The organism is Actinomadura oligospora ATCC 43269, from assembly GCF_000518265.1.
Lineage (GTDB): Bacteria > Actinomycetota > Actinomycetes > Streptosporangiales > Streptosporangiaceae > Spirillospora > Spirillospora oligospora.
Window position 1 is genome coordinate 375,997 of sequence record NZ_JADG01000009.1, and the last position, 14,679, is coordinate 390,675.

At 72.7% G+C, this 14,679-nt stretch carries 14 protein-coding genes and 1 pseudogene; 9 read left to right on the forward strand and 6 right to left on the reverse strand.

Annotation, left to right across the window (positions count from 1 at the left end; all coding sequences use genetic code 11):
• The first annotated feature begins 51 nt into the window (after positions 1–51).
• Positions 52–1,272 (forward strand): NAD(P)/FAD-dependent oxidoreductase, encoded by a 1,221-nt coding sequence (locus tag P696_RS0115690; RefSeq protein WP_026413084.1) that lies wholly within the window; start codon positions 52–54, stop codon positions 1,270–1,272.
• 18 nt (positions 1,273–1,290) lie between these two features.
• Entirely contained in the window at positions 1,291–2,277 is a 987-nt protein-coding gene (locus P696_RS0115695) for a sigma-70 family RNA polymerase sigma factor (protein ID WP_026413085.1), read from the forward strand.
• Between the two features lie 18 nt (positions 2,278–2,295).
• On the opposite strand, the gene P696_RS0115700 is transcribed toward P696_RS0115695, so the two are convergent.
• Positions 2,296–2,940 carry a TetR/AcrR family transcriptional regulator gene (locus tag P696_RS0115700; protein WP_026413086.1) on the reverse strand — a complete coding sequence of 215 codons (645 nt, stop codon included), beginning with the start codon at positions 2,938–2,940 and terminating at the stop codon, positions 2,296–2,298.
• Between the two features lie 133 nt (positions 2,941–3,073).
• On the opposite strand from P696_RS0115700, the gene P696_RS45800 reads away from it, so the two are divergent.
• The 3 genes from P696_RS45800 to P696_RS0115715 are packed head-to-tail and all read left to right on the forward strand — an operon-like array spanning position 3,074 to position 6,668.
• Positions 3,074–4,474 (forward strand): flavin-containing monooxygenase, encoded by a 1,401-nt coding sequence (locus tag P696_RS45800; protein ID WP_051467682.1) that lies wholly within the window; start codon positions 3,074–3,076, stop codon positions 4,472–4,474.
• Positions 4,471–5,316: an SDR family NAD(P)-dependent oxidoreductase gene (locus P696_RS0115710; protein WP_026413087.1), complete on the forward strand. Its 846-nt coding sequence runs from the start codon at positions 4,471–4,473 to the stop codon at positions 5,314–5,316. Before P696_RS45800 ends, P696_RS0115710 begins: the two co-directional genes overlap by 4 nt.
• Entirely contained in the window at positions 5,313–6,668 is a 1,356-nt protein-coding gene (locus P696_RS0115715; RefSeq protein WP_026413088.1) for an MFS transporter, read from the forward strand. The genes P696_RS0115710 and P696_RS0115715 overlap by 4 nt, the downstream gene beginning before the upstream one ends.
• A 138-nt stretch (positions 6,669–6,806) precedes the next feature.
• On the opposite strand, the gene P696_RS45805 is transcribed toward P696_RS0115715, so the two are convergent.
• Positions 6,807–7,865 (reverse strand): trypsin-like serine peptidase, encoded by a 1,059-nt coding sequence (locus P696_RS45805; protein WP_157429723.1) that lies wholly within the window; start codon positions 7,863–7,865, stop codon positions 6,807–6,809.
• A 193-nt stretch (positions 7,866–8,058) separates the two neighbouring features.
• Between P696_RS45805 and P696_RS0115725 the strand changes: the two genes are divergently transcribed.
• Positions 8,059–8,316, forward strand: a complete 258-nt coding sequence (locus tag P696_RS0115725) for a hypothetical protein (protein WP_157429724.1) — start codon at positions 8,059–8,061, stop codon at positions 8,314–8,316.
• Between the two features lie 183 nt (positions 8,317–8,499).
• Here P696_RS0115725 and P696_RS45810 read toward each other — a convergent pair whose 3' ends face one another.
• The gene (locus P696_RS45810; protein WP_084337572.1) at positions 8,500–9,570 is read right to left on the reverse strand and encodes a helix-turn-helix transcriptional regulator; all 1,071 of its coding nucleotides are present in this window, start codon (positions 9,568–9,570) and stop codon (positions 8,500–8,502) included.
• Between the two features lie 96 nt (positions 9,571–9,666).
• Here P696_RS45810 and P696_RS0115735 point away from each other — a divergent pair, with 96 nt between their 5' ends.
• On the forward strand, positions 9,667–10,056 hold the full coding sequence (locus P696_RS0115735; RefSeq protein WP_026413090.1) for a VOC family protein: 390 nt from the start codon (positions 9,667–9,669) through the stop codon (positions 10,054–10,056).
• A gap of 49 nt (positions 10,057–10,105) precedes the next feature.
• On the opposite strand, the gene P696_RS0115740 is transcribed toward P696_RS0115735, so the two are convergent.
• Positions 10,106–11,437: an alpha/beta fold hydrolase gene (locus tag P696_RS0115740; RefSeq protein ID WP_026413091.1), complete on the reverse strand. Its 1,332-nt coding sequence runs from the start codon at positions 11,435–11,437 to the stop codon at positions 10,106–10,108.
• Positions 11,438–11,503: 66 nt separating this feature from the next.
• Here P696_RS0115740 and P696_RS0115745 point away from each other — a divergent pair, with 66 nt between their 5' ends.
• Positions 11,504–12,121: a TetR/AcrR family transcriptional regulator gene (locus P696_RS0115745; protein ID WP_026413092.1), complete on the forward strand. Its 618-nt coding sequence runs from the start codon at positions 11,504–11,506 to the stop codon at positions 12,119–12,121.
• Positions 12,122–12,170: 49 nt separating this feature from the next.
• On the opposite strand, the gene P696_RS55935 is transcribed toward P696_RS0115745, so the two are convergent.
• Entirely contained in the window at positions 12,171–12,911 is a 741-nt protein-coding gene (locus tag P696_RS55935; RefSeq protein ID WP_157429725.1) for a DNA glycosylase AlkZ-like family protein, read from the reverse strand.
• Here P696_RS55935 and P696_RS45820 point away from each other — a divergent pair.
• A pseudogene (locus tag P696_RS45820) lies at positions 12,792–13,568 on the forward strand (helix-turn-helix transcriptional regulator); the annotation flags it as partial. The gene P696_RS55935 and the pseudogene P696_RS45820 sit on opposite strands and share 120 nt — an antisense overlap.
• On the opposite strand, the gene P696_RS0115760 reads toward P696_RS45820, so the two are convergent.
• A complete protein-coding gene (locus P696_RS0115760) occupies positions 13,565–14,629 on the reverse strand; it encodes a Gfo/Idh/MocA family protein (protein ID WP_026413093.1) in 1,065 nt (354 codons plus the stop codon). The pseudogene P696_RS45820 and the gene P696_RS0115760 overlap by 4 nt on opposite strands.
• Between the last annotated feature and the right edge of the window lie 50 nt (positions 14,630–14,679).

Genomic DNA, 14,679 nt, shown 5'->3' on the forward strand with positions numbered 1-14,679 from the left:
GCGCTGTCCCGCTCAAGTCGGCGAGAGCACGCGAACCGACAGGAGCGCCACATGAAGCACCGCATCGTCGTCCTCGGGGCCGGGTACGCGGGGGCCTACACGGCCGGGAACCTGGCCCACCGGCTGTCCGGGGCCGACACCGAGGTCACCGTGGTCAACGCCGAGCCGGACTTCGTCCAGCGCATGCGCCTGCACATGCTCGCGGTGGGACGGGAGATCAAGGCGCCGAAGCTCGCCGACGTCTTCGCGGGCACGGGGATCCGGCTGCGCCTGGCCCGGGTCACCGCCGTCGACCCCGAGCGCCGGGTCGTCGCCGTGGCCGACGCCGACGGCGGCGCCGAGCTCGGCTACGACACGCTCGTCTACGCGCTCGGCAGCAACGGCGACGTCGGACGCGTCCCCGGGGCGGCCGAGCACGCCTTCGACGTCGCCGCCCGCCCCTCGGCGCTGCGTCTGCGCGCGCGCCTGGATGCCCTGGACGAACGAGGCGGAGCCGCGGACGTCGTGGTCGTCGGCGACGGGCTGACCGGCATCGAGACCGCCGCCGAGATCGCCGAGGCCCGGCCCGGCCTGTCGGTGACGCTGGTCGCCCGCGGCGCGCTGGGCGCACGGCTCTCCGCCGGGGCCCGCGTCCACCTGCGCCGGGCCTGCGCCCGGCTGGGCGTCACCGTCCGGGAGCACACCGCCGTCGAGGCCGTCGAGGCGACGCGGGTGCTGTGCGCCGACGGCGCCGTCCTGGCGTCCGACGCGACCGTGTGGACGGCCGGGTTCGCGGTCGCCCCCATCGCCGCCGCGGGCGGCCTGGAGGTCACCGAACACGGCCGCATCGTCGTCGACCGCACCATGCGGTCGGTCTCGCACCCGGACGTCTACGCCATCGGCGACAGCGCCGACGCCGTCGGCGACAACGGCCGTCCGCTGCCGATGTCCTGCTCCTCCGCCGCGTGCACAAGCCAGCAGGCCATCGAGGCGATCATCGGACGCCTGACCGGACGCCCGGTCACGCACGCCAAGCTGGCCTACACCTACAACCACATCAGCCTCGGACGGCGGGACGCGATCCTGCAGTTGATCGACGGTGAGGGGCGGGCGAGGCCGAGGCACATGGGCGGCCGGAAGATCGCGCGGGTGAAGTCGAGCCTCCTCAGCATCTCGCTGTGGGCCACCTCCCACCCGACCCTCGGCATGCCGACGCGCAGGCACCGTCTCGCCCCCGCGACGGACACGTCCGCCGAGCGGACGGCCGCACCCGCCGAGAAGGCTTCGGCGTAGGCGCTTAGGGTGTTCCACGTGGACAGCGCCGCCGCCGATCGCTTCGACACCGGCCGACTCGAGGTCGGCCGGTTCGAGGTCGATCGGTTCGAGGCCGGCCGGGACCGGCTGGCCTCGCTGGCGTACCGGCTGCTGGGCTCCGCCGCCGACGCCGAGGACGCCGTGCAGGACGCGTTCCTGCACTGGCAGGCCGCCGACCGGCGGCGGATCAGGGTGCCCGAAGCCTGGTTGACCAAGGTCGTCACCAACCTGTGCCTGGACCGGCTCCGCTCGGCCCAGGCCCGTCGCGAGCGCGCGGTCGGCGCCTGGCTGCCCGAACCGCTCCTCGACGGTGACCCGATGCTCGGCCCGGCCGACACCTACGAGCAGCGCGAATCGGTCTCGCTGGCCGTCCTGACGCTGATGGAGCGCCTGTCACCCGTCGAACGGGCCGTCTACGTCCTGCGCGAGGCGTTCTCCCACAGTCACGTCGAGATCGCCGAGATCCTCGACATCACCGAGTCCGCGAGCCAGCAGCACCTCCACCGGGCCCGGCGCCGCATCACCGTCGCACGCCCCCGCGGACGTGCCGACGTGGACGCCGCGTCCGCCCGCAGGGTCGTCGAGGAGTTCCTCGCCGCCGCCTCCTCGGGCAGCACCGAACGACTGGTGGCGCTGCTCACCGACGACGCGACCGCGATCTCCGACGGCGCCGGCCTGGCCGAGAAGCTGCTGCGGTACGCCACTCCGCAGGGCATCGCCGCCGTCGCGCGGGCCGGTTTCAAGCCCACCCCCGCCAAACGGCGCTTCGCCGGTGGCACGCCCGCCCTCCACTACGCGCTCGTCAACGGCGCGCCCGCCATCCTCTTCGTGCTCGGCGACCAGGTCATCGGCGCCGTGACGTTCGACATCACCGGCGGCAGGATCGCCACCGTGCGCGGCATCGCCGCCCCGGCCCGCCTCGTCCGCCTCAGCGAGACCTGGCGTCGGCACGAGCCGGACACGCCGCTCATCACCCGCTGGTGACCCGAGGCCGCCCGGGGGTCAGCCCCCGGAGTCCAGGACGCCGGTCACGACGGCGTGGAGGTTGCGCCGGAAGCGGTCGAGGACGGCCAGGTCGGTCGGGCCCACGCGGCGTCCCTCGGGATCGACCACCCCGGCCTGGCCGAACGAGTGCGCGGTCCACACGATCGTGAAGGTCAGCATCTCGACGTCGACCCTGGCGCCGATGCCCGCGCGGTCGAGCACCGCGCGGACGGCGGTGGCGACCTCGGCGACGAGGGGCCCGGCGAACTCGGTCTCGATCTCCGCCACGTCGGCGCCCTCCGACAGCCAGCGGCGTATCCACAGCGCCCCGACCTCCGGACGGCTCAGGCAGAACGAGAGGTAGGAGTCGACGAAGCCGAGCAGCGCGGCCCGCGTCTCCTCCGCCGAGGGGCCGCACGCGTTCAGCCGTTCCAGGGCGGCGACGACCACGTCCCGCTGGGCGAGGTGGGTGCGGCGCATCACCGCGCGGTACAGGTCGGGCTTGCCGCCGACGTGGTAGGCGACCGTCGCGATGTTGAGTCCGACGGCGTCCGCGATGGCGCGGGTGCTGGTGGCGTCGTACCCGCGCTCGGCGAACAGCGTGGTGGCGGCCGAGAGGATGCGTTCGCGGCGGCTGGAACCGTCGTCGGGCTGGGCGCTCATGCGCCCGAGGCTACCGGACGCCCCGAGCCGGATGCAATCAAGTGATGGAGGCAAAAAGTCCAGGTCAGGAGGTATTGCACAGTTCTCCATCATTCGATTGAATGAGCGCCCTCGACGGAAGGGAGGGCCCGGTATGGGCGCGACGAGGGTGGCGGTGGTCGGCGCCGGGGCGGCGGGACTGGCCTCGGCCAAGGCACTGCTCGACCACGGCCTGGACGTCACCGTCCTGGAGCGGAGCGACCGTCCCGGCGGTCTCTGGGTGCAGGACGGACCCGGCGGGACGTCCCCGGCGTACGACAGCCTGCACCTCAACACCAGCAAGGGCCGCACCGAGTTCGCCGACTTCCCCATGCCTGCGCGGTGGCCGGACTATCCGTCCGCGTCGGTGATCGCGGGCTACCTGGCGAACTACGCCGACAAGTTCGGGGTCGCCGACCGCATCCGGTTCGGCACCACCGTCACCGCCGTCCGCCGCACCGGCCCCGTCTGGGAGGTCGAGTCGCGAGAGTCTCGGCACGCGACCACCTCGACGACGGAGCAGTACGACGCGGTGGTCGTCGCCAACGGCCACAACTGGGACCCCAAGTGGCCGTCCCCCGCCTACCCGGGCGCCTTCGACGGCACGCAGATGCACGCCCACGACTACCGCAACCCGGACGTGTTCGCCGGCAGGCGCGTGCTGGTCGTGGGCATGGGCAACTCGGCCATGGACATCGCCGTCGACGCGTCCCACGTCTCCAAGGGCCCGGTGCTCCTGTCGGCCCGGCACGGCGCGCACATCGTCCCGAAGTACCTCTTCGGCCGCCCGTCGGACGCGACCGGCGGCGCCCTCGCGGTGCTGCCGTGGCGCATCCGGCAGACGATCGCCCAGACCATGCTGCGGCTGGCGGTCGGCACCCCCGAGAGCTACGGCCTGCCGCGGCCCGCCGGGGGCCTCTTCCAGAACCACCCGACGATCAGCGACACGATCCTGCACCGGCTGACGCACGGCGAGGTCGTCGCGCGTCCCGGCGTCGAACGGCTCGACGGCGGCACGGTGGTCTTCACCGACGGCACGGCCGACGAGGTCGAGGTGATCGTCTGGGCGACCGGCTACCGCGTGACCATCCCGTTCCTCGACCGCGCCTGGATCGGCGACGACCCCGAGGCGATGCCGCTCTACCAGCGGGTCTTCCACCTCGACGACCCGACGCTGACCTTCGTCGGGCTGATGCAGTCCACCGGCGCGGCGCTGCCGGTCGTGGAGGCGCAGGCCCGACTCGCCGCCGCCTACCTCGGCGGCCGTTACGCCCTGCCGTCCCCGGCCGGGCAGCGCGCCGCGGTCCGGCGCGCCCACGCCGCGGCCGTCCAGCGGTGGGGCCGGAAGCGGCCGATGATGCGCGTCGACTTCGACCAGTACGTCGCCGCGCTCCCCCGCGAGATCCGGGCGGGCGTCCGCCGGGCGGCCCAGGGCGCGCCCGTCCACACCCCGACCGCGAAGACAGAGGCAGCAGCAGAGACAGAGGCCCAGACAGAGACAGAGGCGCAGGCATGACGATCCCCTCCCGCGACCGGCTCCACGACCCCCGGGGACGGCGCGTCCTCATCACCGGCGCGTCCGGCACCATCGGCCGTTCCCTCGGCGAGCGGCTCACGCGGGCCGGGGCCCACGTGGTCGGCCTCGATCTGCGGCCCTCCGGCGACGAGCCGTTCACCGTGATCGAATGCGACATCACCGATCCGGACAGCGTGGCGTCCGCCGTCGCCGAGGCCCTCGCCGAACTGGGCGGACTCGACGTCCTGGTGAACAACGCGGGCATCGGCGGCCCGGCCCCGGCCGAGCACGCCCCCGGGGACGAGGTGCGCCGCCAGCTCGAGATCAACCTGCTCGGCACCTGGCGGGTCACGGCCGCCTGCGTCGACGCGCTGGTCGCCGCGCGCGGACGCGTCGTGATGGTGACCTCCCGGATGGCGGTCATGCAGCTCCCTCTCGCCGCCGCGTACGGCGCGTCCAAGCGGGCCATGGTCGCCTACGCCGACGCGCTGCGCCTGGAGCTCGGCACGCACGTCACGGTCAGCTGCGTCTACCCGTCCGCGGTGAAGAGCCCGATCCACGACTCGACGAAGGCGGCGGGGCTGTCGCTGGAGGGCATGAGCGTGTACGAGCCGCTGGACGGCGTGGTCGGCGCGATCCTGCGGACCGCGCTGGCCGTGCGCCCGCGCCGGGACGTGACCACGACCCGCAAGGGCGCGGTGGAGTTCTTCCTGGCACGCCACCTGCCCGCGCTCACCGACCGAATCGTGGCGCGCACCCTCGCCGCGCGGGCCAAGGCGGGCGCGTTCGACGGGGCCTCCCTCGCGGCGGGCGTGGTCGAGCGGCACCGGAACCGTCCGTGACACCCTCGGACACGCGGCACCGCTCCCGGGCGGGGGCGGGCCGGGGGACGCTCGCGGTGTACGCCTCGGGCTCGGTCGGCATGGGCGTCTGGGTCACCGTGCCCGGCCTCCTGCTGCTCTACTTCCTCACCGACGCGCTCGGCGTCCCCGCCTTCCTGGCCGGCCTGGCCCTGCTGCTGCCCAAGGTGGTCGACATCGTCGTCCACCCGCTCCTCGGGTCGCGGTCGGACCGGGAGGCCCGGCGGTTCGGCCACCGCCGCCGGATGATGCGCACCGGGCTGCTGCTCGGCGTGGCCATGGTCGCGATGTTCACCGTGCCGTCCGGGCTCAGCGGCCCGCCCGCGGCGCTGTGGGTGGCCTGCTGGTTCGTGGTGGGCAACCTGCTCTTCGCCGGTTTCCAGGTCCCGTACCTGACGACGCCGTCCGACCTGCTCGTCGGGTACCACGAGCGGACCCGGGTCTTCATGTTCCGGATGGTCCTGCTGACCCTCGGCCTGCTGGGCGCGGGCGTCGCCGCGCCGGCCCTGTCCGCGGACGGCGGCCGGGGCGACTACACGCGGATGGCGCTGCTGCTCGCGGTCGTCATGGCCGTCTCGGCGGCCGTCGCGCTGGTGGGCGTGCGCCGCCTCACCGACGCGTGCGGGTTCCGCGCCCCGGACGAGCGCGCCGGGCACTCCACCCTGGCCGACCTGCGGGTCGCCCGGCGCGACCGGGACTACCGCGCGCTGGTGCTGTCCTACCTGTTCACCGGCACGACCACGCACCTGTTCCTGGCCGCGCTGCCCTACGTCACCGAGTACCTCTTCGACGACTCCAGGCTCACCGCGCTCTTCATGGGACTGTTCCTCGGCCCGGCGCTCTTCGCAGGCCCGGTCTGGACGGCCTGGTCGCGGCGCATCGGGAAGCAGCGCGGGCTGCTGCTCTCCCAGGCCGTGTTCGCGGCGGGCTCCGTGGCGCTGCTGCCCGGCGCCGCGCTCGACGGGACGCCCGGTGTCGCCGTTACCGCCGTCGTCGTGATGGTGATGGGCGTCGCGTTCTCCGGACTGCAGCTGTTCGCCTTCTCGATGCTGCCGGACGCCGTCGCGGCGGCGGAGGCGGCGGGATCGTCGAAGGCCGGGGCCTACACCGGGGTGTGGACGGCCACCGAGGCGACCGGCACCGCGATCGGCCCCTACGTGTACTCCGCGGTCCTGGCGCTGGGCGGTTTCGTGTCCAGCACCGCCGACGAGCACGTCGCGCAGTCCGGGACGGCGCTGACCGCGCTGCGCGTCGGCGTCACGGTCGTCCCGGCCGCGCTGATGGGCGTCGCCCTGTGGTTCCAGCGGCGCTACACGCTCGACGGCGCCTCGTGACCGCGATCGAGTCGATGGCCTTCACGGCGGTGGCCTTCACGGCGGTGGCTCGGGGCCTGGTCGCCGTAGCGGCGATCAGGCCCCGAGCTTCCGGCGAGTGCGGACGATCCGGCGTTCGTCCGCGGTGTGACGGCGGTGTCAGACGCCCTGTTCGGCGTTGTAGACGTTGACGGCCGCGTCACCGAAGTGCGGGCTGCGCTCTTCGTCGGAGTTGTCGTCGGGGTGATAGCTGACGTTGCCGACCAGGTAGCCCCAGCCGCGGGCCAGTTGCAGGTCGTCCAGCCAGGGGCCGCCGCTGGCGCCATGTCCCTGGTCGCAGTGGATCCCCTGCTGGGAGGGCTGGAACGGCCAGATCCCCGGTCGCCAGGTCTGTCCGACGCACCAGCGCAACTGCTGACCGGTGATGCCGCTGCGCGCCGGATGGGTGTCGTACGGGTAGCCGAACTCGTAGGCGTTCCAGTCGTAGCCGTAGTTGAACTTGTAGCCCTGCCAGCCCGTCACGTCGGCGACGTTGGAGCCGTTCCGCGGCCACAGCGCGATGGCGGCGAGGTCGCGATCGCGATCACCGCCGTTGAGGTAGCCGGTGGGCGTGGAGACGTTCTTCCAGGTCCAGGTGCCGAACGGTCGGCTGCCGTCGCTGTAGTCCGGGGCGAACATCCAGTTGCTGTACCAGTGGCCGTTCGCGTCGCTGACACAGTGTCCCGCGGTCCAGATCAGGCTCCTGTTCGCCGAGCCGATGACCGACGCGGTGCATTCGTGGTCCCCGTCGGGCTCGGTGAAGAAGAGCTTGCCCACCGTGGTCGCGGGCATCTGGCCGTGTGCGGTCCAGACCGCCGAACTGCTGAGGCTCAGGAGCGTGACCGTGGATCGGGGCATCACCGCGTGCTGGCCCGGCGCCCCCGGGGCCGAGCGGGCCCCCAGTGACCCGAGCTGTGCCGGCGCCTTGTGCCGCTCCGGCGGAACCGTCTCCTTCTTGGCCGCCCGCATCCGGGCGGGCGTCCAGTAGTCGCGGATCTCCTTGTCGTTGTTGGCGGCCGAGCGGTGCACGGCCGCCTTCGATGCGTCGGCCGAGGCCTGGGCCTGCGGCGACGGCGCCTCGGCCACCGCGACGGTGGCCCCCGCGCCCGCGGCCCAGACTGCGAGCGCGGCAACCGTGATGAGCCGTGCGAACGACGACGGCAACGACGGTCTGCTCAACTTTCCCCTACTTTCCCCGTTACGCGCATTGCGCGCTGTTCGCCCCCCGTTGAGCGATACGGGGTGAGTTGAACACGGTGCCGGTACCTGGGGAAGAGGCGACTGCTGGCCGCTCATGGCCGCTGTCCGGGACCGGCGGCTGTTAGCGTTGACACCAGGACGAATCACAACCGACACACCCGGGGGTGGTGTCGTGAGAACGCGAAAGTGGGCCCTACCGGCCGCGTTGGTCGCCGCGGCGGCGGTCGCGGCGACGAGCGCGGGGATGGCGGCCGCGGCGTCACACCGTTCGGACGGCCCGTCCTCGCCGACGACCACGCGGGGGACGTGGCCGGACACGGCCGTGACGACGTCTCCGGGCGACCCCGACGCCACGCGCGGGTACTGGACCCCGGAACGCATCCGCAAGGCTCACGAGAACATGCGCCACCAGACCGGCCCCGACGACTGACACCTCAAACGCGGCCGGCACCTCGAACGCGGCCGACGGCTCAGGCGCGTCGACAGCTCAGGCGCGGTCGGCAGTTCAGGCTCGGTCGGCACCTCGAACGCGGCCGACGGCTCAGGCGCGTCGACAGCTCAGGCGCGGTCGGCAGCTCAGGCGCGGTCGGCACCTCCGACCGCGTTCGGCCGCTCATCGCGGCGATCGACCGGGCCGTGACGCCTCCGGCCCCGGACGAGAGCCACGCCGAGACCCGCGCCCCCCTTGCGCGCCGTCCGCCTGGCGGGCGTGGGACGTGAGGCGGTCGGCGAGCGCGATGACCAGGTCGCGAAGTTCGTCGGGACGCTCGATGACGAACGGCCGGTCGAGCGCGGCGAGCACGGGAGGCAACCAGTCGAGCCGTTCCGCCCGTATTTCGACGCGCAGCCAGCGCTCGCCCTCCGGGTCTTGGTCTGTTTCGGGCTCGATGTCCTCCAGGCTCGCGACGGTCGCGGGGAGACGGGCTCGGATCTGCTCCACCGTCCCCTGAATCCGCAGCGTCACCTCGTGCCGGTACTCGGCCGTGGCGAAGCCTGACACCACGCGCTGTGCCGGATCGGGCCCCGCAGGCGCTTCGAAGGATCCCGGCAGGGCCCTCGCGTCCGCGATGCGATCGAGCCGGAAGGTTCGGTCCTCGCCGATCACAGGGTCCTCGCCTGTGACGTACCACCGGCCCGCGTGGGCGACGATGCCGTAGGCGTGCAGTGTGCGTTCGCTGCGCCGTCCATCGCGGTCGGTGTAGCGGATCGAGACCGGCCGCCGATGGCGCACCGCGTCGGCGAGGGTGAGCAGGACCCCGGCGTCCGGGGCGTCGAGTTCGCCCGGCTGATCGGTGAAGGCGAACGCCTCCAGGAGGGTGTCGAGCCGGTGGGCGACGTGCTTGGGCAGCACCCGCCGGATCTTCGCCGATGCCGTCTCGCCGGCCGTGCGGTCCGTCGTCGTCAGCCCCGCGCGGCGTCCGGCGAGCAGCCCGAGCAACACGGCCAGCGCCTCGTCGTCGCTGAGCATGAGCGGGGGCAGGCGGTACCCGGGGGCGAGCCGATATCCGCCGTAGCGGCCACGCACCGATTCCACGGGCACGTCCAGGTCGATCAGCTGGTCCACGTACCGCCGCACCGTGCGCCCTTCGACGCCGAGCCGGTCGGCCAGCTCGGCCACGGTGCGGGTTCCGCCCGACTGAAGCAGCTCCAGAAGCGTCAGCACGCGGGCGGTCGGACGAGACATCTTCCCAGCCTAGGCGAATACCGGACCGATTCTGTCCACTATTTCTCCTAGCCTGCGACAAGCACGCCCCCAGGGGCCCCAAAACAGGAGATCACCATGGACTTCGTCTCGATCCGGATCATCACCGCCGACGTCGCACGCCTCGTCGGGTTCTACGAGCGCGCCACCGGGGTGGCGGCGACGTGGGCCACCGAGGACTTCGCCGAGCTCAGAACCCCTCACGCCACCCTCGCGATCGCCGGTACCCGCACCGTCCCGCTCTTCGCCCCGGGCTCCGCCCGCCCGGCGGACAACCACAGCGTGATCATCGAGTTCCGCGTCGAGGACGTGGACCGCGCGTACCAGCGCCTGACCGGCTTCGTGACCGACGTCGTCGCCGAGCCCACCACGATGCCCTGGGGCAACCGTTCGCTGCTGTTCCGCGACCCCGACGGCAACCTCGTCAACTTCTTCGCTCCCCCCACCCCGGCGACCGCCGAGAAGTAGCCGGGGACGGCACCCAGCCGATCGCCGGGCCCTTGCCCTCCGATTCGCGTCACCGGTGATCGCCCAGGAAGGCGGGGATCTGCTCGCGGGTGGGGTAGTTCGGCAGAGGCGCTCGCTCGCCTTGGAGGAACGCGCTGACCACGGCGGCCGCACGGGCGTTGTTGTCGTCCAGGCCGTTCCACATGTGATGCCCGACTCCGGGCATGTACTGGGTGCGCTGGATGGCGGGGTCGTTGGCGAGGACGGCGGTCTCCCACTGGCGGACCTGTGAGGAGCACTCGGCGATCATCAGCATGGCGGGCGTCCTCGAGCGCCTCAGCCGCGGGGCGAGGGGAGGCGAGTCCTTCACCGTCTGCTGGATGTGAAGGCTGGCGGCGGCGCTGAAGGAGAAGTTGTCCGCCGTGTCCTCGACCGGGATGCGATGCGCGTCGCGCGCGCAGTAGGCGGACGCGGTGTCACTGCCGAGGTCGGCGGCTTTGAACGCGTTGACGCCCTCGGCCTGTCCGACCAGTCCGCTTTCGGGGCTGAGGAGTCCGAGCCGCATGAGGCCGAACGCCACGGCGTACCGGGGCGTCCTCGTCGATCGCGGTCCGGTCACGCTCGGCGCGAGGCCGCGCGCGGACGGACGCCCCTTGTGCCCGGCGACCTTCGCCGTGACGCCGTCCATCGGGCCCGGCTCGGCGACGACCGCCCGGTGGAACCGCGCGGAGACGGCGGGATCGGCCAGGGCCCGGGTGAGCACGGCCCCGCCTGAGGAGAAGCCGAGGACGTCGACCTTGCCCTTGCCCAGCCGCTCGACGAAGGCGCCGAGGTCCCGGACCGATCTGGCGATCGTGTACTGGTCCATGGGGAGCAGGCGGCTGCGTCCCCCTCCGGCCTGTTCGTAGGTGTAGACGTCGTAGCCCTGACGCGCCAGGAGCTGCAGGAACCGGTGGTCTAGGACCGAGATGCCGCGCACCGGTCCCCCGTTGAGGTACACGAGCGGGACCGGACGCCGGACGGAGCCCGCGGGCGGGTAGTGGTACACGGCGACGTCGCTGCCGGTGCCCAGGCTCCAGTGCTGCGTGGCCACGAAGGGCAGGGCGGGCGGGAAGCGCCGGGACGTGGGGACGGTCGGGACGCAGACCGTGGCCGTCAGCGCCGCCGCGACGAGCACCGGCGCGAACGGCACGAGCCGCGCCGCCCGTTCACGGCGCCGGCTCCGCCAGAACGCGACGGCGGAGCCGAGTCCCAGGGTCGCCAGCCAGGCGGCGATCCCCGATCCGGCGCCGTCCGTGAGGACGAGCGTCCCGAGGAAGACGGCGACCGACGCGACGAGGGCGGCCAGGGCCAGCAGCACGCGTCCGGCGAGGCGGACAAGACGGAGGGCGAATGCGCCCATGGGGGTCTCCCAAGTTTTAAAACACTGTTTCAAAACGACGTTATCACGGGCGGTAGGCTTCCCGTCATGGGCAGACCGAGGACGAACGACGCGGCGGTCGCGGAGCGGCTCGTGGCGTGCGCGACCGAGATGCTGGCCACGGGTTCCCGGGAGTCGGTCACCGTCCGCGCCGTCGCGACCGCCGCCGACACCTCGACGACGGCGGTGTACTCCCTGTTCGGCGGCAAGGACGGGCTGATCCGGGCGGTGCGCGACCGCGCCGTCGCCGGCCTCTTCCACGACCTGTCGGCGGTGCCCGCCTCCGAGGACCCCCTCGCCGACCTCTACGCCCTGGCCGCCGCGTACCGGCGCTGGGGCCGCGAGCACAGCCACCTGTACACGGTGCTGTTCGGAGGGGCGCAGTCCTTCGACCCGTCCGGCGCGGTCGGCGCCGAGGACCCCGTCCGGCCGCTCGTCGCGGCGATCGACCGGGCCGTGACGCGTTCCGTCCTCGCCGGGGAGGAGACGTCGATCGCCCTCTCACTGTGGATCACCCTGCACGGCCTGGTGACGCTCGAACTCGCCGAGGCCCTCGACACCCCCACGGCCGACGCGGCCTTCCGGTCCGCGATCCACGCCGCCTTGCGCGGCTGGGCGACCCCCGCGACGTTCCGCACCCTCCCCCGACCCGAACCCACGCCCTGAACCTGCCGGGGAGTTCCGCGTCATGGCCGGGACGGAGCCGGACGACGATCTACGGTTCTTCGAGGACGATGCCGTGCGTCGTCCGGGGAGCGAGGAAGGCGCACAACCGTTCGGCCTCGGCCAACACCGCGTCGCGGTCCTCACGGCAGAGCCTGGTGAACGGCTGGACGCGCAGCGATCGGTCCCGGACCTGCCAGGTGCCCTGCCACATGCCGTCGACCAGGAAGGTGCCGGAGGACGCGCCGTTGCCCGACGGGAGTGGCACCGGGCGGTCGCCGAGGATCACCCGGCTGCGGTCCTTGTGGGACAGCAGCAGGTTGTCGTACTCGGGCAGGAACCGTGGTGGGGCGGGCGTGTTCTCCGAAGGACGGGGCGCCTCGGGCAGGTCGTACAGCGTCCGCCCGTCCGGTCCCTGGAACGTCCGCAACGGCAGCCGCTCCACCACCTCGCTCAGCCGGGTCAGCCCGGACCACATCTGGACGTCCGCGACCTGCGCCGGACCGAACGCGCCGAGGTAGCGCAGCACCAGCGCGTCCACCGGCACCGAGCGCAGCGGCGCACCCAGCCAGCTCTCCACCGGCGCCCAAGCCGCGGGGCCGTTCTTGCCCCAGACGCCTCGCGGCGGCACCTGGCACAGCGCGATGTGATGCGTCACCGCGTACGCCAGCGCGCGGTGGCGGTCGCCGTCGGGTTGCGCACCGCCGCGAACGGCTCGATCGCGGGCATCGAGGAGACCTCGGTGCGCACGCTGGCGAAGCTGCAGCAGGTGCTCCCCTCGCGGCTGCGTCACCGGGTCGGCGCCCTCCAGTCGTACGCGTTGCCGATGCCGTCGCGTGGCCCGCAGGTGGATCCGGACGTGCTGACCCTCATCGCGAGCGCGTGCTGGGACCACGAGCGACTCCGGTTCGACTACCGGACGCATTCCGGCGCGGCCGGCCGGCGCCCGGTCGAGCCGTACCGCCTGGTGAACGACCGGCGGCGCTGGTACCTGATGGCCTGGGACCTGGACCGGGACGACTGGCGCACCTTCCGCGTCGACCGGATCGAGCCGCGGACGCCGACGGGCCCGCGCTTCACACCCCGCCCCCTGCCGCCTGACCAGGAGATCACGGCGCAGGTGGCACGCGGAGTCGGCGAGGCGACCTGGCGGTACCGCGCACGGGTCATCGTCCACGCGCCCGCGACCTACGTGCGGGACCGGATGCCGATCCCCGTAGAGGTGGAGTCACTGGGCGAGGACCGGTGCGCGTTCGTGCCGGGCTCGGACCATCCGGAGATGCTCGCCCTCTACCTGGGGATGCTGGACGCGGACTTCACGATCGAGGACGCCCCGGAACTGGTCGACGCGCTGCACAACCTGACGAAGCGCTACCAACGCGCGATCGACACCAGCCGACAAGCCGCGGCCTCCACACCCGGGAGCCACCACGGATCTCCGCCGGACTAGCTTCCTTCGGCTGCGGACCGTTCGATGGCGGCGAGGAGCCGGTGGTGACGCAGGGCGGTCTCGAAGCTGGGGTGAGGTTGCCGGTCTTCAGCGATGGCCTGGGCGACCTCCTGGTAGAGGGCCGCGATGTTGGCCGGTGGGCCGGACCGGACGTCCGCTGGGACGGTGCGATAGGCGTCGGGCACGGCCAGGACTTCGTCCCCGATCCTGATGTCCCAGTCGCCCCAGTGGATGAACGTCCCTTGCTGGGCCGGGGTGGCGGTCAGTGTTCCGTCGCTGCCGACGAGCTTGAGAAGGAACGCATCCTGGAGAGGGCCGTTGCCGCCGTGCACGGCGACGGAGGCGGTGGCGCCGCTCGCCAGCAGTCCGTGCAGCAGCACGTGGCTGGGCGTCGCGTTGGGCACGGTCCGCTCCGTCCCATCGACCAGCACGCGGTCGTGCGTGCGGGGCAGTCGCGCCGAGACCTCGACCAGCGGGCCCGCGACCCGTTCGAGTGTGGCCAGGAAATGCCCGGCCATGATGGTCAGGATGTTGGTCCCCTCTGAGGGGTCGAGGCCGAAAACCAGGTTCGGCCAGATTCGACTACCGCCCCAGGGTGCGCCCTCCGCCAGCAGCGCGACCGATTCGAGCGTGCCGATCCGGCCCTCTGCCAGCAGGTCGGCGACGAAACGAACGCTGGGCGAGTGGTGCCCCTGAAGGACGACCGCGTGGACGACGCCCGCGGCGGTCGCGGCCTCGGTCAGCTCGCTCGCCTCGTCGGCGTCGACACCCAACGGCCACTCGGACACGACGTGCTTGCCCGCCTTGAGCGCCGCCCTGATCAGGGCGGCGTGCCCGGAGGCCTTCACCGAGACGACGACCAGGTCGACCTCGGGGTGCGCCACCAGTTCGCCCGCGTCGGCGAAAGCGTGCCGCACGCCGTGGGCGGCGGCCACCCGGTCGGCGCTGGCCTGGTTGGTGGTCGCGACCGCGGTCACCTCGAACTCCTCGAGCGCGGCGAGCGCGGGCAGGTGCGAGCCGTCCGCCCAGCCGCTGGCCCCGACAACTCCGACTCGGATCATGCGTCACCCTTCCCAGTTATGTACCTTTCGGTATGAAACTAGGGCGGCCC